A 19,415-nucleotide genomic window follows, 5' to 3' on the forward strand; every position below is an offset into this window, starting at 1 on the left:
TCCCGCTTTTCTTATGTGCGGTGGCGCAACCCTCTCGTCTTGAAAAGTCGCATAATCGACTCACATGCAGTTCTGCGAGCCGGTGCTCCCGCAAGTATTACCGTATGACGGCGAGGTGACATGTCCTTGGCCGTCGTGCAGGCGCTCAGCTTGCCGGAGCAGGTTGTGCGATACTCGATCCAACTGCACTGCAACAGCAGTGGCAACGACTTTCAGGAGGGCCGGCTCCGCAATCGGCTCCGTGCAAGACGCACGCGTGGCAGGCAATGCCGTCACGTGGGGACGAACAAGGGTCGCCGGATCGCCGGTGGGGTTTTGACAGGATTGCGGGCCTGTCCGAGTTGTTTAGAATGGGTGTATGGCAATTATCCCGGACAAGCAGGACGGCACCGTACTGGAGCGGCAGGAAAAAAAGCTGAAGCCGCCTTCCATGTATAAGGTGGTGCTGTTGAACGACGACTTCACGCCAATGGAATTTGTCGTGATGATCGTGCAGGAATACTTCAATAAAGATCGTGAAACCGCAACGCAGATTATGTTGAAGGTGCATCGCGAAGGTAGGGGAGTTTGTGGGGTCTATACGCGGGACATCGCGTCGACCAAAGTCGAGCAAGTCGTTACCCACGCACGGCAGGCCGGGCATCCGCTGCAGTGTGTGATGGAGGAAGCATGATTGCCCAGGAACTGGAAGTCAGCTTGCACATGGCGTTTATGGAAGCACGCCAGGCGCGGCACGAGTTCATTACGGTCGAACATCTTTTACTGGCCCTGTTGGACAATCCGACGGCCGCAGAGGTGTTGCGAGCCTGCGCGGCCAACATCGAGGATCTGCGCCAGAACCTGCGCAACTTCATTCATGACAACACGCCGACCGTGCCAGGCACGGACGACGTCGACACGCAGCCCACGCTGGGTTTCCAGCGCGTGATCCAGCGTGCCATCATGCATGTGCAGTCCACCTCGAATGGCAAGAAGGAAGTGACCGGCGCGAACGTGCTGGTTGCGATCTTCGGCGAAAAGGACTCGCACGCCGTCTACTACCTGCAACAGCAGGGTGTGACGCGTCTGGACGTGGTGAATTTCATCTCGCACGGCATTGCCAAGACCAGCAGCACCGACGCCGCCAAGGCGAGCGATGCGAATGCCGAGTCTGACGAAGCCGCTGCGCAGAAAGAAACGCCGCTCGCCCAGTTCACGCAGAACCTGAACCAGATGGCGAAAGACGGCCGCATCGACCCGCTGATCGGGCGCGAATCGGAAGTCGAACGTGTGGTGCAGGTGCTGTGCCGCCGGCGCAAGAACAATCCGCTACTGGTCGGTGAGGCCGGTGTCGGCAAGACCGCGATCGCCGAAGGGCTCGCCTGGCGCATCACGCGCGGCGAAGTGCCGGATATTCTAGCCGATGCGCAGGTGTATTCGCTCGACATGGGCGCGCTGCTGGCCGGTACTAAATACCGGGGCGATTTCGAGCAACGCCTGAAAACGGTCCTCAAGGAATTGAAGGAACGTCCGCACGCGATTCTGTTCATCGACGAAATCCATACGCTGATCGGCGCAGGCGCTGCCTCGGGCGGCACGCTGGATGCATCGAATCTGCTGAAGCCGGCACTGTCGTCGGGCACGCTCAAGTGCATCGGCGCGACGACCTTCACCGAATACCGCGGCATCTTCGAAAAAGATGCGGCCCTGTCACGCCGCTTCCAGAAGGTGGATGTGACCGAGCCGACCGTCGAACAGACGGTGGCGATCCTGCGTGGCCTGAAGTCGCGTTTCGAAGAGCACCATGGCGTGAAGTACTCGTCGGGTGCGCTGTCGGCGGCGGCTGAACTGTCGGCACGCTTCATCACGGATCGTCATCTGCCGGATAAGGCCATTGACGTAATCGACGAAGCGGGCGCAGCGCAACGCATCCTGCCGAAGTCGAAGCAGAAGAAGACGATCGGCAAGGGCGAGATCGAGGAAATCATCTCGAAGATCGCGCGCGTGCCGGCGCAAAGCGTGTCGCAAGACGACCGCAGCAAGCTGCAAACGCTGGATCGCGACCTGAAGAGCGTGGTGTTCGGGCAAGACCCGGCCATCGACGCGCTGTCGGCGGCGATCAAGATGGCGCGCGCAGGCCTCGGCAAGCTGGACAAGCCGATCGGCGCGTTCCTGTTCTCGGGCCCGACTGGTGTGGGCAAGACCGAAGTGGCGAAGCAACTGGCGTTCACGCTGGGTATCGAGCTGATCCGCTTCGACATGTCCGAGTACATGGAACGTCACGCGGTGAGCCGTTTGATTGGCGCGCCGCCGGGCTATGTCGGGTTCGACCAGGGTGGTCTGCTGACCGAAGCTGTGACGAAGAAGCCGCACTGCGTGCTGCTGCTCGACGAAATCGAGAAAGCGCATCCGGACATCTACAACGTGCTGCTGCAGGTGATGGACCACGGCACGCTGACGGACAACAACGGTCGCAAGGCGGATTTCCGCAACGTCATCATCATCATGACGACGAATGCGGGCGCCGAGGCAATGGGCAAATCGGTTATCGGCTTCACCACGCGCCGCGAAACCGGCGACGAGATGGTCGACATCAAGCGCATGTTCACGCCGGAGTTCCGTAACCGTCTGGACGCGACGATCAGCTTCCGCTCGCTCGATGAAGAAATCATCATGCGCGTGGTCGACAAGTTCTTGATGCAACTGGAAGATCAGTTGCATGAGAAGAAGGTCGATGCGCTCTTCACCGACGCACTGCGCAAGCATCTCGCCAAGCACGGTTTCGATCCGCTGATGGGCGCGCGTCCGATGCAGCGTCTGATCCAGGACACGATCCGTCGTGCGCTGGCCGACGAACTGCTGTTCGGCAAGCTGATGAGCGGTGGCCGCGTGACGGTGGATGTGGATGCCGAAGACAAGGTGCAGCTCACGTTCGACGAAACGCCGGCTCCGCGCAATCCGAATCCGGAAGCGGTCGAAGTCGAGTAAGCGCTCAGTTTCTCGCAGCAAGCAAAGTAAAACGGCGCGGGCCGCAAAGCCCGTGCCGTTTTTTTATTGCCGCTTCAGATAATCGTAGTGCCGCCAGCGCGGCCACGGTCTAGCGCGAGAGCGCTAGAGCAAAACCTCAGTGCTTGCCGGTACTGCCAAAACCACCTGCACCGCGCTCGCTCTCCGCGAAATCGTCGACGATATTGAATTCAGCCTGTACGACCGGCACGATCACAAGTTGCGCGAGCCGTTCCATCGGGTTCAGCGTGAACGCGGTTTGCCCGCGGTTCCACGTCGAGATCATCAGTTGACCTTGATAATCCGAGTCGATCAAACCCACCAGATTCCCCAGCACGATGCCGTGCTTATGTCCCAGGCCCGAACGCGGCAGGATCAAGGCCGCATAGCCGGGATCGCCGACGTGAATCGCCAGACCCGTCGGCACCAGCGCGGTTTCGCCGGGCTGCAGCGTCAGCGGTTCGTCGAGGCACGCGCGCAGGTCGAGGCCGGCGCTGCCCGTCGTGGCGTAGGCCGGGAGCTGGTCGCGCATGCGCGCGTCGAGAATCTTCAGGTCAAGTTTCATGCAGTTCGAATGAGTGGGTAGGGTGTCAGGAAAAATTCGGTGTAAGGCCCGGTTCAGCGGCCGAGCTGGAACGCCTCGGCGAGCAGTTCGTAGGAGCGCAGCCGCGCACGGTAGCTGCCGGTCACGGTCAGTACTACCAGTTCGTCGGCCTGGAACTGCTCTTGCAGGGCGAGCATGCGTTCCGTCACGCTCTCTGGCGTGCCAATAATGCTGCGTGGCTTTTCGCGGTCGATCACCAGTTGCTCGCGCTCGCCGTACTCCTGGGTCAGGCCTTGCTCGATCGTGGGAATGGGCGCGTTCAGCCCGTAGGCCATCTGCACGCGGCGCAGGTCGACGGCTTTCTCCAGTGCCGCCGCCTCATGCTCCGTATCCGCGCAGATCACGAACACCGCCGCGGCAAGATAGGGCTGCGCCTCGTTGCCGGGCTTGAAGCGCTCGCGATACGCCTGCGCGACCTGATGGCCGAAGTGCGCGTTGATGAAGTGGGCGAATGCGAAACGAATGCCGAGTTGCGCAGCGAGCAGGCCGCCGAATTCGCTCGAGCCGAGCATCCAGAGTTGCGGGCGGGTCTCGATCTGCGGCTGCAGCAGCACGCCCTGCGCCACATGACCCTCCGGCAGCGTGCCGTTCATCAGACCGACCAGATCGGCCACCTGCTGCGGAAAAATATCGCCGCGGTTGTACTCGCCAGCGGCTACGGCTTGCGCGGTGCGCATATCGCCACCCGGCGCGCGGCCTACGCCGAGGTCGATGCGGTTCGGGAACAGCGCTTCGAGCATCATGAACTGCTCGGCGACCTTGAACGGGCTGTAGTACGGCAGCATGACGCCGCCGGAGCCGAGGCGAATGCGTTTGGTCACGCTGCCCAGGCGGGCCAGCATGACCTCAGGACAGGGATTGGACACGCCGCGCAGCCCGTGGTGCTCGGCGCACCAGTAGCGCGTATAGCCGAGATCGTCGGCAAGCTGCGCGAGTTCGACGGTGGCGGCGATTGCGTCCGCCACCGGGTGCCCGTCGATCACGGGCGTTTGATCGAGCACGGATAGTAGCGTCATGACAGTACTGCTCCAAGGTGACTCAGGGTTCCGGCAAAAAGACCGCCTGGTTGCCAGGTCGTTACCGGATCAGGCTCGTATCGGGCAGGCGCTTGGCGATTTCGGCAATCAATGCGCCCGCGAGCGTCCGTTTGTCCGCGCGCGGCAGTTTCGTCGCGCCGCTCGCTTCGAAAAGGACGACTTCGTTATCGTCGAGGCCGAAGGTCAGCGGGCCGAGATTGCCGATCAGAAGCGGCACATTCTTGCGCACGCGCTTTTCTTCGCCGTGTACGTCGAGATCGCCGCTCTCCGCTGCAAAGCCGACGCAGTAGGGCGGATGTGGCAGCTTGGCCACCGCCGCCAGAATGTCCGGATTTTCAACGAAGTTGAAAGCCGGTATCGCGCGTTCGGCGGTCTTCTTGATCTTGTGGTCGCTGATGTGATCGACACGCCAGTCGGCCACCGCCGCCACGCCGATGAAGACGTCGTAGTCGGGCACCGCGCGCATCACCGCGTCGTGCATTTGCTGGGCCGTTTGCACGTCCTCGCGGATCACGCCCCACGGCGTTTCCAGCGCGACCGGCCCGGCAATCAGATGCACGTCGGCGCCGGCTTGCTGTGCCGCGCGCGCCAGCGCAAAACCCATCTTGCCGCTCGAGCGGTTAGTGATGCCGCGCACCGGGTCCAACGGTTCGAAGGTCGGACCGGCGGTCAGCAGCACACGGCGGCCGGCGAGAATCTTCGGCTGGAAAAACGAGGCAATCGCTTCGTAGGTGGCGGCGGCTTCCAGCATGCGGCCGTCGCCGACCTCGCCGCACGCCTGCGGACCGGAGTCCGGGCCGAGCACTTCGATGCCGTCGGCACGCAGTTGCGCGACGTTGCGCTGCGTGGCCGGGTTCTGCCACATCTGGCGGTTCATCGCCGGCACCACGAGCAGCGGACAATCGCGCGCCACGCATAGCGTCGCAAGCAGATCGTCGGCCATGCCGTGTGCCAGCTTGGCGAGGAAATCCGTCGAGGCCGGCGCAATGACGATCGCATCCGCTTCGCGCGACAGATCGATATGCGCCATGTTGTTCGGCACGCGCGCGTCCCACTGGCTTGTGTAGACCGGACGGCCCGACAGCGCCTGCATGGTGACGGGGGTAATGAACTGCGTCGCCGCTTCGGTCATGACGACCTGCACGGTGGCGTCTGCCTTGGTCAGCAGGCGCGTGAGTTCGGCGATCTTGTAGCAGGCAATCCCGCCGCTCATGCCGAGGACGAGATGTTTGCCTGTGAGTTCTGCGGTTGCCAACGAAAGCCTCCGAGACAAAGCAACAGCGTTAGCGCGAGCCGCGTACGCGCCGCAATTCGTCGAGTACCAGCAGGATCGCGCCGATCGTAATCGCGCTATCGGCGAGGTTGAACGCCGGCCAGTGCCAGCTTCCCACGTGGAAATCGAGGAAGTCGATCACGTGGCCGTACGCCAGCCGGTCGATCACATTGCCGAGCGCTCCGCCCAGAATCAGCGCCAGGGCCGCGCAGAACATCTTCTGCGTGCCGTGGCGCTTGAGCAGATAGCAGATCACCAGCGCCGCGACGATGCCGAGCGCCGTGAAAGCCCAGCGCTGCCAGCCGCCCGCCATGGCGAGGAAGCTGAAGGCGGCGCCGCGGTTGTAGACCAGAATGAGGTTGAAAAACGGCGCCACCTCATGCGGCACACCGTAAGAAAACACCTTCTGGACTGCAATCTTCGTGAGCTGGTCGAACAGAATCACGATCAGCGCCACGCCAAGCCACGGTGCCAGCGAACCGCTGCTGGCGGGTTTTGACAGTGTTCTTGCCATTATGCCGCGCTCCTCGTTTCGCCGCTCCCGAACAGATTGCTAAAGCACCGGCCGCACAGCGACGGGTGTTCGGCGTTCTCGCCGACGTCGGCGCGGTAGTGCCAGCAGCGTTCGCACTTGAGGTATTTCGAGGCGACCACTTCGACGCTTTCGGCCGCTTCGTCCTCGACCTTCACGACCGTGGCAGAGGACGTGATCAGCACGAACTTCAGATCCGCGCCGAGGCTTGCCAGCGCGTCATGACGCGCTCCGCTCGCGCGGATTTCCACTTCCGCCTGCAGCGACGAGCCGATCAGGTTCGCCACACGGGCTTCTTCCAGCGCCTTGGTGACGTCGCTGCGCACGGCGCGCAGCAGCGTCCACTTGTCGAGCAGCGCGGCGGCGTCCGCCACTTCCGGGTAGGCGTGATACGTCTCGGTGAAGATCGTTTCGCTGCCCGGTTGGAACACCTTCCACGCTTCTTCGGCGGTGAACGACAGGAACGGCGCCATGATGCGCAGCAGGCCATGCGCAATGTGATACAGCGCGGTCTGAGCGGCACGGCGTGCCACGGAGTCCGCCGCCGTGGTGTACAGGCGGTCCTTCAGCACGTCGAGGTAGAAGCCGCCGAGGTCTTCCGAGCAGAACGTCTGCAGCTTGGCGACTACCGGGTGGAACTCGTACTTGTCGTAGTGCGCGAGGATCTCGGTTTGCAGGTTGGCCGACAGCGCCACTGCATAACGGTCGATCTCGAGCCAGTCTTCCACTGGACGCGCGTGCTTCTCGAAGTCGAAGTCCGACAGGTTGGCGAGCAGGAAGCGCAGCGTGTTGCGGATGCGGCGATAGCCTTCCGTTACGCGCTTCAAGATTTCCTCCGAGATCGCCAGTTCGCCCGAATAATCGGTCGAGGCGATCCACAGGCGGATGATTTCCGCGCCCAGGCGGTTCGCCACTTCATGCGGATCGATACCGTTGCCGAGCGACTTGCTCATCTTGCGGCCTTCGCCGTCCACCGTGAAGCCGTGCGTGAGCAGCGCGTTGTAGGGCGGGCGGCCGTCGATCATCGAAGCCGTCAGCAGCGACGAATGGAACCAGCCGCGGTGCTGGTCCGAGCCTTCCAGGTAGAGGTCGGCCGGGAACTGCAGTTCATCCTTGTGCGAGCCGCGCAGCACGTGCCAGTGCGTCGTGCCCGAATCGAACCACACGTCGAGCGTGTCGCGGTTCTTTTCGTACATGTTGGCGTCGTCGCCGATCAGCTCGCGCGGATCGAGCGATTGCCAGGCTTCGATACCAGCCTTCTCGACGCGCTGCGCCACTTCTTCGAGCAACTCCAGCGTGCGCGGATGCAGCTCGCCGGTTTCCTTGTGCACGAAGAACGCCATCGGCACGCCCCATTGGCGCTGGCGCGACAGCGTCCAGTCCGGGCGGTTGGCGATCATGCTGAAGAGGCGCTGCTTGCCCCACGACGGATAGAACGCGGTGTTTTCGATGCCTTCGAGCGCGGTTTCGCGCAGCGTCTTGTCGGTGTCGTTCGGCTTCACATCCATGCCGGCGAACCACTGCGAGGTCGCGCGGTAGATGATCGGCGTCTTGTGGCGCCAGCAGTGCATGTAGCTGTGCTCGTACTTTTCGGTGCGCAGCAGCGACCCGGCTGTTCCCAGCGCTTCGACGATCTTCGGATTCGCTGCCCAGATCGACAGGCCGCCGAACAGCGCGAGCGATTCGATATAACGGCCGTCGCCCATCACCGGGCTGATGATGTCCGAATCGGCCATGCCGTGCGCCTTGCACGACACGAAGTCTTCCACGCCGTAGGCGGGCGAGGAGTGGACGATGCCGGTACCGGTTTCGGTCGTCACGTAGTCGCCGAGATACACCGGCGCCGTGCGCTTGTAGCTCGGATGCGCGGAGGCGAGCGGGTGATGGAAGCGCAGGTTGGCGAGCTTCGCGCCCGCGGCGGTTGCGACGACGTGGCCTTCGACGCCGTACAGCTTCAGGCACGCTTCGACGCGTTCTTCAGCGAGGATCAGCAGGCCGCGCGGCGTATCCACCAGCGCGTAGGCGATTTCCGGATGAACGTTGAGCGCCTGGTTGGCGGGGATGGTCCACGGCGTCGTGGTCCAGATCACGATGCCGCCTTCGCTGCGCGGCAGGGCCGCGAGGCCGAACGCCTGCGCGGTCTTTTCCGGCTCGGCGAAGGCGAACAGCACGTCGATGGTCGGATCGGACTTGTCCTTGTACTCGACTTCCGCCTCGGCCAGCGCCGAGCCGCAGTCGAAGCACCAGTTCACCGGCTTCAGGCCGCGGAACACGTAACCCTTCTCGATGATCTTCGCGAGCGCGCGGATTTCGCCGGCTTCGTTCGTGAAGTTCATGGTCTTGTACGGGTTGTCCCAGTCGCCAAGCACGCCCAGACGCCGGAAGCCGAGTTTCTGCTTCTCGATCTGTTCGCTCGCGTAGGCGCGTGCCTTCTGCATCACTTCGGCGGCCGGCAGCGACTTGCCGAACTGCTTTTCGATCTGGATTTCGATCGGCATGCCGTGGCAGTCCCAGCCCGGCACATAGGCTGCATCGAAGCCCGCCATGTTGCGCGCCTTGACGACCATGTCCTTGAGGATCTTGTTCACCGCGTGGCCGAGGTGGATGTCGCCGTTGGCATACGGCGGGCCATCATGCAGGATGAACTTCTTGCGACCCTTGGAGGCTGCACGGATCGTTTCGTAGACTTTGCGCTCCTGCCATTCCTTGACCCATTGCGGCTCGCGCTTGGGCAGGTCGCCACGCATCGGAAACGGCGTGTCGAGCAGGTTGACCGGGTAGCGGGACTGCGGTTTCGAATCGGCTTTCTTGTTGCTCATGGTGTGGTCGCGGTGAATTCGTTCGATGCGCGGTAAGTGCGCGATATGCGCACGATGCGCGGGGCGTTAGGCGCGCCCGGCAGGCATGTCGCGTGATCCACGGACGCCCTTCGATGCGCGCGGCGAGGGTGCGTGCTGCGCTTGATGCTGAACGCGCTGGCACGCACCGCGGCGGCTATCTAATTCGGTCCGTGGCTGAAGTGGCGAAGCCGGTCGAACGGCTGCCCGGCGTGCCGGTGCCGACAGCCGCAAACCACGCGCGCGCATTGGCGACGTCGCGCGCGATAGCGGCGGTCAGCGTTTCGAGGTCGACATACTTTTCCTCGTCACGCAGCTTTTTCAGGAATTCGACGCGCACGAGTTTGCCATAGGCGTCGCCGTGCCAGTCGAGCAGGTGGACTTCAAGCAGCACCCGGCCGGAATCGTCGACGGTGGGGCGCAAGCCGAGGCTGGCGACGCCCGGCAGCGGTTCCGCTTCGATGCCGTGCACGCGCACGACGAAAATGCCCGCCAATGCCGGGCGCTTGTGGGCGATCGGCAGGTTCAGGGTGGGAAAGCCGAGGTCGCGGCCAAGCTTCATGCCGTGCACCACGTGGCCGCTGATCAGGTAGTCGCGGCCGAGCGCGGCGCGTGCCGAGTCGAGGTCGCCCGCCACCAGCGCGGCGCGCACGCCCGAGCTGGAGATGCGCGCACCCGAGGGATCCGCGACCGTGGCCATCTGCTCGACTTCAAAACCGTGCTGGGTACCCGCTGCCTTCAGCGAGGCGAAATCGCCCGCGCGCTTGGCGCCATAGCGGAAATCGTCGCCGATCATGACCCAGCGCGCATGCAGGCCGTTGACGATGATCCGTTCGACGAAGGTATCCGGCGACTGGCTGGCGAAGGTGTGGTTGAAATGCTCGACCACGACCCGGTCCACGCCGTTGGTGCGCAGCGCTTCCAGCTTGTCGCGCAGCATCGCGATGCGGGGTGGGGCGCCGGCCGGATTGAAGAATTCGCGCGGGTGCGGCTCGAAAGTCATCACGCAGACAGGCAGGCCGCGCGCATCGGCGGCCGCCCGCACATGGGCGAGCAAAGCCTGATGGCCGCGGTGGACACCGTCGAAGTTGCCGATGGTCAGGGCGCAGGGCGCACGGCTCTCGGCATTGGGAAGACCGCGGAAGACTCTCACAATAGCGGGTTGAGCAACTTTAAAGTTGGGGACGCGTGTAACGGACTAGTCTGTGGGGACGCCACAAGGCGCGGACGCAGCAAGCGCAGACGCCGCAAAACAAACGATTATAAACGCTCAAAGCGGGACCCGGCGGCGCAGCGCCGTTCCGGCGTCCCCCGAATGATAAAATCCGCGGATGAAAAAACTTGTCATCCTGATTTCCGGGCGGGGCAGCAACATGGAAGCCATTGTGCGCGCCTGTTCGCACGAAGGCTGGCCGGCGCAAGTCGCCGCCGTGATTGCCAACCGTCCAGACGCCGCGGGCCTTGCGTTTGCCGCGTCGCATGGTATTGCCACGGCGGTGGTCGACCACCGCCAGTTTCCCGATCGCGAGTCGTTCGACGCTGCTCTCGCGCGCCAGATCGACGTTTTCACGCCGGACCTGGTGGTGCTCGCCGGTTTCATGCGCGTCCTGACGCCCGGCTTTGTCGACCATTACGCGGCGCGTATGCTGAACGTGCATCCGTCGCTGCTGCCGAGCTTCGCGGGCCTCAAAACCCACCAGCAGGCGCTCGACGCCGGCGTGCGCCTGCACGGCGCGTCTGTGCATTTTGTCACGTCGCAGCTCGATCATGGGCCGATCGTGATCCAGTCGGCCGTGCCGGTGCAGGACGGCGACGACGCTGCTGCGCTCGCCGAGCGGGTACTGGCTACGGAACACATCATTTACCCACGCGCGGTGCGCTGGTTCGTCGAAGGGCGTCTCGCGCTCGACGGACTGCGCGTCACGCTGACGCCGCCGGAGCCGCAATGGCTCTTTGCCGACATCAATAGCAACAAGATCGCCGGAGAGGGCGTATGAGACTGCATGGATTTCTGATTGGACAAACCGAAACGCTGCTGGCGGACGTGCTGAAGCTGGCAGGCCCTGCCGACGCGGCCACCAGCCGCTTTTTCCGTGCTCACCCGAAGCTCGGGCACGGCGAGCGCGGCGTGATCGCCGAAGCGGTGTTCGCGGTGCTGCGCCGCCGGATGGAATTCGCCCATCTGGCCGAAAGCGGCACGGGCAGCCCGGCGCGCCGGATGGCCTTGCTGGGCCTGATGCAGACGGCAGGGCGCTCGGCCCTGAAGCCGTTCGTCTCCGACAGCGAGTCCAATTGGCTCGAACACGTCGCGAAGATCGACCCGGAAAGCCTGCCGCTGCGGATTCGCATGAATCTGCCCGACTGGATCTATCAGGCGCTCTCCAGGCGCTTCGAGGCCGAAGAGCTGGCGCAACTGGCCGCCGCTCTGAACTATCCGGCGCCGCTGGACCTGCGCGCCAACCCGATCAAGGCGAGCCGCGACGACGTGCTGGGCGCGCTTTCGAAGGCCGGCATCGAGGCCGGCGCCACGCCGTTCGCGCCGTTTGGCGTGCGGGTGGTCGGCAAGCCGCCGCTCACCAAGCTGGATGCGTTCCAGAACGGCTGGGTCGAGGTGCAGGACGAGGGCAGCCAGTTGCTGTGCTCGCTGGTGGCGCCCAAGCGCGGCGAGATGATCGTCGACTTTTGCGCCGGCGCGGGCGGCAAGACGTTGGCGCTGGGCGCCATGATGCGTTCCACCGGCCGTCTGTACGCGTTCGACATCTCCGAGCGGCGCCTCGCCAAGCTCAAGCCGCGCCTCGCGCGCAGCGGGCTGTCGAACGTCAACCCGGTGCTGATCGACAGCGAGCATGACGCGAAGATCAAGCGCCTCGCGGGCAAGATCGACCGCGTGCTGGTCGATGCACCGTGCAGCGGCCTCGGCACGTTGCGCCGCAATCCGGACCTGAAGTGGCGTCAGTCGCCTGAGTCTGTGGCGGAACTGGCGCCCAAGCAGTTGTCGATCCTGACCAGCGCCGCGCGCCTCGTGAAGGTGGGCGGGCGTCTGGTCTACGCGACCTGCAGCATTCTCGAAGAGGAGAATGAGGCGATTGTCACGCAGTTCCTCGCCAATCACCCGAGCTTTGCCCTCGTGCCGGCGCGCGACGTGCTGGCCGAGCAGCGCGTCGAGATCGAGATGGGTGACTACCTGTCCCTGTGGCCGCACCGTCACGCCACCGACGGCTTCTTCGCCGCCGTGCTGGAGCGCCGCGCTTAAGGCAGCAGAAGCGCCGCAGGCGCGCCGGCCGCCAAGCTGCAACGGCGGCCGCGCCGCGCCGGGCGCAACCACGAAACCATGCACAATCGGATCTTCTCGCACCTGTTCGGCGATGTCGGCCACGACTTCGGCCAGCCGGTGATGCTCTGGCAGGTGGGCGTGCTGCTCGGGACGCTCGCGCTCGCGTGGGGGCTCGCCTGGCTGCTGCGCCGCACGCTCGATCTGCGCCGTCAGACGCGCTATCAGGCGCTGCGCTTCGGCGCGGAAAGCCTCAACCGCGCGTTCTTTCCGCTGATCGGCGCGGCACTGGTCTGGATCGCGCAGGCGGTTGCGGGCCAGTTCATGCACACCGCGCTGCTCGATCTGGCGCTGGTGCCGCTGTTGGGCATCGGCCTGATCTACGTGATGTTTTTCCTCGCCCGGCGCGTGTTTGCGAGCCATGGCGAAGCCCATACCTGGCTCTTCTTCGGCGAGAAAATCGTCTCGCTGATCGTCTGGATCGGCATGGTGCTGACCGTCATGGGCATCCAGGACGACGTGCTCGAATGGATGGGCAGCGTGCACTTTCGCGTCGCCAATGCGCATATGACGCTGCTGTCGCTCTCCACGGGCCTCCTGTGGGTGTGCGTGACCATGATCGTGGCGATGTGGCTGGGCTCGGCGTTCGAAGAGCGCCTGATGCGCTCGCATACGCTCGACGCGAATCTGAAAGTGGTGGTGGCGCGGGTCGGCCGCGCGTTGTTCGTGCTGGCGGCGGTGCTGATCAGCCTGTCGCTGGTCGGTATCGACATTACCGTGCTGGGCGTGTTCGGCGGCGCGCTGGGTGTGGGGCTCGGCTTCGGCCTGCAGAAGATCGCCAGCAACTACGTGTCCGGCTTCATCATCCTGATCGACCGGTCGCTGCGGATCGGCGACACCATCAACACCGGCGGCCTGCAGGGCATGGTCACGCAGATCCGCACCCGCTATACGGTGGTGCGCGGTCTCGACGGTATCGAAACGCTGATTCCCAACGAAAAGCTGATTACCGACGTCGTACAGAACCAGTCGTCGTATCTGACCCGTGGTTACTCGAAGCTTGCAGTGCAGGTCGCTTACACGTCGGACGTCGAACAGGCCATGAGTCTGCTCGCGCAAGCGGCGGCTGGGGTGGAGCGCGTGTTGCAGGACCCTGCGCCCACGCCCTATCTGGTTGGTTTTGGGCCGGACGGCATCAACCTTGAACTGGGCTTCTGGATCGAGGACGCGGCCACCGGCACCGCCAGCGTGCGCTCGGCGATCAACCGCAATATCTGGCGCCGCTTCAGCGAAAACGGCATTTCGATCCCGTTCTCGCAGCGCGAAGTGCGCATCGTCGGCGCGAGCGACATACTGTCGCGATCGGCAAATCTGACCGAAGGGGTCGCTGGCGAGCCGGGCAGCCCCGCCTGACGGGGCGGCGGCCTCACGCCGGCGTATCAAAAAAGAGCGCCAGCGTGTTTCCCCTGGCTTGATGCGCCACAAAAAATCCTCAATTGTTACAAACACTTGGAACGGTTCAAGTAGAATAACGTCCAATCTGTTCGTATGCTTTCACTTTCTTGACGCCGCGTTTTTGGTTACCCTGTTTCGGTTATCCGCTGGTTGCTGTTTTCGCGTTGTCTTCTGGTGTCCTGTCACTCTCGTTCCACAGGTAAATTGCCTTGTTGAATTCCTTGCTTGATTTTCTTGCCCACGGTCTGCTGCGCTTCTCCTGGTGGCAACTCGTGGTATACACGCTCGTGGTGACGCACATCACCATCATCGGTGTGACGGTGTATCTGCACCGCTGCCAGGCGCATCGCGCCCTTGATCTGCATCCCGCAGTCAGTCATTTTTTCCGCTTCTGGCTGTGGATGACCACCGGCATGCTGACCGGCCAATGGGCCGCGATTCACCGTAAGCACCACGCCAAGTGCGAGACCGAAGAAGATCCGCACAGCCCGCAAACGCGCGGCCTCTGGAAGGTCCTGCTGGAAGGCGCCGAGCTCTATCGCACGGAAGCCAAGAACGAAGAGACCATGCGCAAGTTCAGTCACGGCACCCCGAACGACTGGATGGAACGCAACGTCTACACCAAGTACCCGATTCTCGGCGTGAGCCTGATGATGGTGCTGAACGTCGCCATGTTCGGTCTCGTCGGCCTGACCGTCTGGGCCGTGCAGATGATCTGGATTCCGTTCTGGGCAGCTGGCGTGGTCAATGGCCTCGCACACTTCTGGGGCTATCGCAACTTCAACTCGTCGGATGCGAGCACCAACATCTTCCCGTGGGGCATCCTGATCGGCGGCGAAGAGCTGCATAACAACCACCACACGTACGCGACCTCGGCCAAGCTGTCGAACAAGTGGTACGAGTTCGATATCGGCTGGATGTACATCCGCATCATGTCGGCCTTCCGCCTCGCCAAGGTGAAGAAGGTCGCGCCTACGCCGCGCCTGACCACCGGCAAGCTGGTGCTCGACCAGGACACGCTGCAGGCCGTGCTGGCCAATCGCTACGAAGTGATGGCCCGTTACGGCAAGGCGCTCAAGCGCGCTTATCGCCAGGAACTCGCACACCTGAAGGAAGTGGGCGCGCGCGAAAAGTATCAAGTGATGCGTGGCGCACGTAGCTGGTTCCACAAGGAAGAGGCAGGCCTCGACGAACCGCAGAAGCGTCAACTGCCGCAAATCTTCGCGAACAGCCAGAAGCTGCGCACCTACATCGAACTGCGCAATGAGCTGGCCGCCATGTGGGAGCGCTCGAACGCCTCGCGCGAACAGTTGCTGGTACAGTTGCAGGATTGGTGTCATCGTGCAGAACAGAGCGGCATCAAGGCCCTGCAGGAATTTGCGATGCGCCTGCGTCGCTATGCATGAGCTCGGAACATAAGCACGAAATCTATTAAAATTTAGTTACGTCACAAAACCCCGCGTTGGCGGGGTTTTGCTTTTTTGGGCCGCCAAAAACGTCGGACGTGACGCGCAGCGCAGCATGCGCAACATGGATAGCGCATCGGCGCATGCACCACGTACGGCGATCAGCGGCGAATCAGCAGGGCAGAGGGGATCATGAATCAGCAGGCGATCAGGAGCGTCGAATACGACCGGCCGCAGGCGCAGGGCCTGACGTGCGGTATCGGGCAAGCGTGGGCAAAGGTGCCGGACGTGCCGTCGGCGGAAGAAAGGCGCGCGCTGAAGGCGCGTATCCGCGAGTTGCTGGTGCGTGAGAAAGCAGTGCTTGTCGCGCACTATTACGTCGATGCGGAGCTGCAGGAGCTGGCCGACGAAACTGGCGGCTGCGTGGCGGACTCGCTGGAAATGGCTCGTTTCGGCCGCGATCACGAAGCGCAGACGCTGGTGGTCGCCGGCGTGCGCTTCATGGGCGAGACCTCGAAAATTCTCAGTCCCGGCAAGCGTGTACTGATGCCGGATCTCGACGCGACCTGCTCGCTCGATCTCGGCTGTCCTGCCGACGAGTTCTCGGCCTTCTGCGATGCGCATCCGGATCGCACGGTGGTGGTCTACGCGAACACCAGTGCCGCCGTGAAGGCGCGGGCGGACTGGATGGTGACGTCGTCGATCGGCCTCGAGATCGTTGCCGACCTGCACGCGCGCGGCGAAAAGATCATCTGGGCGCCGGACCGGCACCTGGGCAACTACATTCAGAAGACGACCGGCGCGGACATGCTGCTGTGGCAGGGTTCGTGTCTCGTGCACGACGAATTCAAGGGCATCGAACTCGATCTGCTGCGCGAGCAATATCCGGACGCGAAGGTGCTGGTGCACCCCGAGTCGCCGGAAAGCGTGGTGGCGCTGGCCGATGTGGTGGGTTCGACGACGCAACTGATCGACGCCGCGCAACGGCTCGACGCCAAGCAGTTCATCGTCGCAACGGATCTCGGCATTCTGTACAAGATGCGGCTTGCCGCGCCGGGCAAGACCTTTATCGAAGCGCCCACGGCCGGCAACAGCGCGACCTGCAAGAGCTGCGCGCATTGCCCGTGGATGGCGATGAACGGACTGGCGAATCTGGCCGACGTGCTGGAACGCGGTCACAACGAGATCTTCGTCGATCGCGCGGTGGCAGAGCGCGCCCGCCTGCCGATCGACCGCATGCTCGACTTCGCCGCGCGTCACAAGAAGCGCGTGCAGGCGAGCGGCGATCTGGCCAAGGACACGGCATTGTTTTCGAATGTGGGGGCGGCGTAATGGGGGCGGCTGAGCAGAATCGGGCGGGATATCAGGCTGACGCGGTATCGCCGTTGTTTGCAGAAGTGCGGGCGCAGTATGGCGCGGCCTTCGATGCGGCGCTCGCGCGCAACGTCGCGGACGCACTGGCGGAAGATGTGGGTGCGGTCGATCAGACGGGCCGGCTCGTACCTGCCGACGAGTTGCGCGACGCGCGCATCATCGTGCGTGAAGACGCCGTGCTGTGCGGTGTGCCGTGGTTCAACGCAGTGATGCGCAGCGTCGATCCGCACATCGAGGTGCAGTGGCGCTATCGCGAAGGCGAACGCATGGCGGCCGACACGCCGGTGTGCGAGCTGCGCGGCCCAGTGCGCGCGTTGCTGACCGCTGAGCGTAACGGGCTCAATTTCCTGCAGATGCTCTCAGGCGTGGCGAGCGCGACACGGCGCTACGTCGATGCGATCGCCCATACCCAGGCGCGCATTCTGGATACGCGTAAGACCTTGCCCGGGTTGCGGCTCGCGCAGAAGTATGCGGTGCGCGTGGGTGGCGGCGCTAACCAGCGGCTCGCGCTGTATGACGGCATTCTCATCAAGGAGAATCACATCGCAGCGGCTGGCGGCGTGGGGGCGGCGATGGACGCTGCGCTCGCGTTGAATGCGGGTGTGTCGATCCAGATCGAGGTGGAAACGCTCGAGCAGCTTGAAACGGCTCTCGCTCATCGGGCGCAATCCGTGCTGCTCGACAACTTCACGTTCGATGCCATGCGTGAGGCGGTGCGTCTCACGGCCGGGCGTGCCGTGCTCGAAGTCTCGGGCGGCGTGAACTTCGAGACCGTGCGGACGATTGCCGAGACGGGTGTCGATCGCATCTCGATTGGCGCCTTGACGAAGGACGTGCGCGCAACGGATTACTCGATGCGCATCGTCTGATTTCCTCGTCGCGTCTCTTTTCGATTCGAGTACGCGGCATGCGTCATCTGCCGCCGCAGCAGCAAAAAGGCCATCGTCAACGTTCGATGGCCTTTTTGTTTTTGGGCAGGTCCGAAACGAGCGGCGATGAGCCGCGCTCCGCACCTCATGCGTTAGACGTTGCGGTTGCGCACGTTCTCCGGCGACAACACGGTGGGCAATGCTTTCGGCAGCGCAGCCGGCCAGTCGCGGCTAAAGTGCAGGCCGCGGCTTTCGCGCCGTGAACGGGCGCTATCCACGATCAGCGACGCGACGTCGACCAGATTGCGCAGTTCGAGCAGATCGCGGCTCACCTTGAAGTGTGCGTAGTACTCGTGGATCTCGTCGCGCAGCAGCGCGAGACGATGCTTGGCGCGTGCGAGCCGCTTGTCGGTTCGCACGATGCCGACGTAATTCCACATCAGGCGGCGCAGCTCGTCCCAGTTGTGGGCAACCACCACCTCTTCGTCCGGATCGGACACGCGGCTTTCGTCCCAGTCCGGCAGCGGCGCATGAACGGCGGCGCTGAAACCTTCCGCTTCGATGGCAGCGGCGGCGGAGCGGCCGATAACAAGGCACTCCAGCAGCGAATTGCTGGCGAGACGGTTGGCGCCGTGCAGTCCGGTGCAGGAGGTCTCGCCGACCGCGTAGAGGCCCGCCAGATCGGTGCGGCCGCCCAGATCCGTGACGACTCCGCCGCAGGTGTAGTGCGCGGCCGGCACGACCGGAATCGGCTCTTTGGTGATGTCGATACCGAACTCGAGGCAGCGCTTGAGAATGGTCGGAAAGTGTTCTTGCAGGAACGACGCCGGCTGGTGGCTGATATCGAGGTACACGCAGTCGATGCCGCGCTTCTTGATCTCGAAGTCGATCGCGCGGGCCACGATATCGCGCGGGGCCAGTTCGGCGCGCTCGTCGTGCTGCGGCATGAAGCGGGTGCCGTCCGGCAGCTTCAGAATGCCGCCTTCGCCGCGCACCGCTTCCGAGATCAGGAAGGATTTGGCGTAGGGATGGAACAGGCACGTCGGGTGGAACTGGATGAACTCCATGTTCGACACGCGGCAGCCGGCGCGCCAGGCCATGGCGATGCCGTCGCCGGTGGCGGTGTCCGGGTTCGTGGTGTACAGGTAGACCTTGCCTGCACCACCGGTTGCGAGCACCGTGTGCGGCGCCTCGATAGTGACGGTGCGGCCGCTTTCGAGATCGAGCGCGTACAAGCCGTGGCAGCGACGCCCCGGCAGACCGAGGCGGTCCGACGTGATCAGGTCGATTGCGTAGTGATTTTCGAGCAACGTGATGTTCGGATGGCGGCGCACACGCTCGCTTAGCGTTGCGACTACCGCGTGGCCGGTCGCGTCCGCAGCATGAATGATGCGGCGATGGCTATGGCCGCCTTCGCGCGTAAGGTGGAAGCCGAGTTCGGCGGCATCGTCTTTGGTGAACGGCACGCCTTGGGCGATCAGCCATTCGATGGCCTCGCGCCCATGCTCGACAATGAAACGCGTCGCGGCTTCGTCGCACAGACCGCCGCCGGCGATGAGCGTGTCGCTGACATGATTTTCGATGCTGTCCGCGGAATCCAGCACGGCGGCGATTCCGCCTTGCGCCCAATCGCTGGCGCCTTCAGTCATCGAAACCTTGGCAATGACCGCGACCCGCCGCGTCTCCGCCAGATTCAGTGCGACACTCAGACCCGCCAGGCCACTGCCGACAATCGCCACATCGAAATTCATTCCCTGCGTCTCCATCGCTTG

The 19,415-nt window shown here is 63.6% G+C and carries 15 protein-coding genes; 8 read left to right on the forward strand and 7 right to left on the reverse strand.

Features of this window, described 5'->3' with window-relative positions; all coding sequences use genetic code 11:
* Nucleotides 1-358: 358 nt before the first annotated feature.
* Both clpS and clpA read left to right on the forward strand, forming a co-directional pair.
* Complete coding sequence (gene clpS, locus BLQ92_RS14710) at nt 359-673, forward strand: ATP-dependent Clp protease adapter ClpS (RefSeq protein WP_074300583.1); 315 nt, start codon at nt 359-361, stop codon at nt 671-673.
* Entirely contained in the window at nt 670-2,967 is a 2,298-nt protein-coding gene (clpA, locus tag BLQ92_RS14715) for an ATP-dependent Clp protease ATP-binding subunit ClpA (RefSeq protein WP_090685228.1), read from the forward strand. Before clpS ends, clpA begins: the two co-directional genes overlap by 4 nt.
* A gap of 136 nt (nt 2,968-3,103) precedes the next feature.
* Here the strand turns inward: clpA and dut are convergent, their stop codons facing one another.
* The 6 genes from dut to BLQ92_RS14745 form a co-directional block, all read right to left on the reverse strand.
* A complete protein-coding gene (gene dut / locus BLQ92_RS14720; RefSeq protein WP_090685230.1) occupies nt 3,104-3,550 on the reverse strand; it encodes a dUTP diphosphatase in 447 nt (148 codons plus the stop codon).
* A 53-nt stretch (nt 3,551-3,603) separates the two neighbouring features.
* Nucleotides 3,604-4,605, reverse strand: a complete 1,002-nt coding sequence (locus BLQ92_RS14725; protein WP_090685231.1) for an LLM class flavin-dependent oxidoreductase — start codon at nt 4,603-4,605, stop codon at nt 3,604-3,606.
* Nucleotides 4,606-4,666: 61 nt separating this feature from the next.
* A complete protein-coding gene (gene coaBC / locus BLQ92_RS14730; RefSeq protein WP_090685232.1) occupies nt 4,667-5,881 on the reverse strand; it encodes a bifunctional phosphopantothenoylcysteine decarboxylase/phosphopantothenate--cysteine ligase CoaBC in 1,215 nt (404 codons plus the stop codon).
* A 28-nt stretch (nt 5,882-5,909) separates the two neighbouring features.
* Nucleotides 5,910-6,413 carry a signal peptidase II gene (lspA, locus tag BLQ92_RS14735; RefSeq protein ID WP_090685233.1) on the reverse strand — a complete coding sequence of 168 codons (504 nt, stop codon included), beginning with the start codon at nt 6,411-6,413 and terminating at the stop codon, nt 5,910-5,912.
* Entirely contained in the window at nt 6,413-9,250 is a 2,838-nt protein-coding gene (gene ileS, locus BLQ92_RS14740; protein WP_090685234.1) for an isoleucine--tRNA ligase, read from the reverse strand. Before ileS ends, lspA begins: the two co-directional genes overlap by 1 nt.
* A 175-nt stretch (nt 9,251-9,425) precedes the next feature.
* Nucleotides 9,426-10,421 carry a bifunctional riboflavin kinase/FAD synthetase gene (locus BLQ92_RS14745; protein ID WP_090685235.1) on the reverse strand — a complete coding sequence of 332 codons (996 nt, stop codon included), beginning with the start codon at nt 10,419-10,421 and terminating at the stop codon, nt 9,426-9,428.
* Between the two features lie 178 nt (nt 10,422-10,599).
* On the opposite strand from BLQ92_RS14745, the gene purN reads away from it, so the two are divergent.
* From purN to nadC, 6 genes are all read left to right on the forward strand, one after another.
* Nucleotides 10,600-11,265 carry a phosphoribosylglycinamide formyltransferase gene (purN, locus tag BLQ92_RS14750; protein ID WP_090685236.1) on the forward strand — a complete coding sequence of 222 codons (666 nt, stop codon included), beginning with the start codon at nt 10,600-10,602 and terminating at the stop codon, nt 11,263-11,265.
* Entirely contained in the window at nt 11,262-12,521 is a 1,260-nt protein-coding gene (locus BLQ92_RS14755) for an RsmB/NOP family class I SAM-dependent RNA methyltransferase (protein WP_090685237.1), read from the forward strand. The genes purN and BLQ92_RS14755 overlap by 4 nt, the downstream gene beginning before the upstream one ends.
* A gap of 78 nt (nt 12,522-12,599) precedes the next feature.
* A complete protein-coding gene (locus BLQ92_RS14760) occupies nt 12,600-13,952 on the forward strand; it encodes a mechanosensitive ion channel family protein (RefSeq protein ID WP_090685238.1) in 1,353 nt (450 codons plus the stop codon).
* 251 nt (nt 13,953-14,203) lie between these two features.
* Entirely contained in the window at nt 14,204-15,400 is a 1,197-nt protein-coding gene (locus tag BLQ92_RS14765) for a DesA family fatty acid desaturase (RefSeq protein WP_090685240.1), read from the forward strand.
* A gap of 192 nt (nt 15,401-15,592) precedes the next feature.
* Nucleotides 15,593-16,732, forward strand: a complete 1,140-nt coding sequence (gene nadA / locus BLQ92_RS14770; RefSeq protein WP_090685242.1) for a quinolinate synthase NadA — start codon at nt 15,593-15,595, stop codon at nt 16,730-16,732.
* Nucleotides 16,732-17,643, forward strand: coding sequence for a carboxylating nicotinate-nucleotide diphosphorylase (nadC, locus tag BLQ92_RS14775; protein ID WP_090685243.1), 912 nt, complete (start codon nt 16,732-16,734; stop codon nt 17,641-17,643). Before nadA ends, nadC begins: the two co-directional genes overlap by 1 nt.
* A gap of 152 nt (nt 17,644-17,795) precedes the next feature.
* On the opposite strand, the gene nadB is transcribed toward nadC, so the two are convergent.
* Complete coding sequence (gene nadB / locus BLQ92_RS14780) at nt 17,796-19,394, reverse strand: L-aspartate oxidase (protein WP_090685244.1); 1,599 nt, start codon at nt 19,392-19,394, stop codon at nt 17,796-17,798.
* Nucleotides 19,395-19,415 lie beyond the last annotated feature (21 nt).

The organism is Paraburkholderia phenazinium (assembly GCF_900100735.1).
In the GTDB taxonomy this organism is placed as follows: domain Bacteria; phylum Pseudomonadota; class Gammaproteobacteria; order Burkholderiales; family Burkholderiaceae; genus Paraburkholderia; species Paraburkholderia phenazinia.

Bases quoted from the DNA above. Each gene is read 5' to 3' on its own strand.
- clpS (WP_074300583.1), top strand. From the start codon at position 359: ATGGCAATTATCCCGGACAAGCAGGACGGCACCGTACTGGAGCGGCAG.
- clpA (WP_090685228.1), top strand. From the start codon at position 670: ATGATTGCCCAGGAACTGGAAGTCAGCTTGCACATGGCGTTTATGGAA.
- dut (WP_090685230.1), bottom strand. From the start codon at position 3,550: ATGAAACTTGACCTGAAGATTCTCGACGCGCGCATGCGCGACCAGCTC.
- BLQ92_RS14725 (WP_090685231.1), bottom strand. From the start codon at position 4,605: ATGACGCTACTATCCGTGCTCGATCAAACGCCCGTGATCGACGGGCAC.
- lspA (WP_090685233.1), bottom strand. From the start codon at position 6,413: ATGGCAAGAACACTGTCAAAACCCGCCAGCAGCGGTTCGCTGGCACCG.
- ileS (WP_090685234.1), bottom strand. From the start codon at position 9,250: ATGAGCAACAAGAAAGCCGATTCGAAACCGCAGTCCCGCTACCCGGTC.
- purN (WP_090685236.1), top strand. From the start codon at position 10,600: ATGAAAAAACTTGTCATCCTGATTTCCGGGCGGGGCAGCAACATGGAA.
- BLQ92_RS14755 (WP_090685237.1), top strand. From the start codon at position 11,262: ATGAGACTGCATGGATTTCTGATTGGACAAACCGAAACGCTGCTGGCG.
- BLQ92_RS14760 (WP_090685238.1), top strand. From the start codon at position 12,600: ATGCACAATCGGATCTTCTCGCACCTGTTCGGCGATGTCGGCCACGAC.
- nadA (WP_090685242.1), top strand. From the start codon at position 15,593: ATGAATCAGCAGGCGATCAGGAGCGTCGAATACGACCGGCCGCAGGCG.
- nadC (WP_090685243.1), top strand. From the start codon at position 16,732: ATGGGGGCGGCTGAGCAGAATCGGGCGGGATATCAGGCTGACGCGGTA.
- nadB (WP_090685244.1), bottom strand. From the start codon at position 19,394: ATGAATTTCGATGTGGCGATTGTCGGCAGTGGCCTGGCGGGTCTGAGT.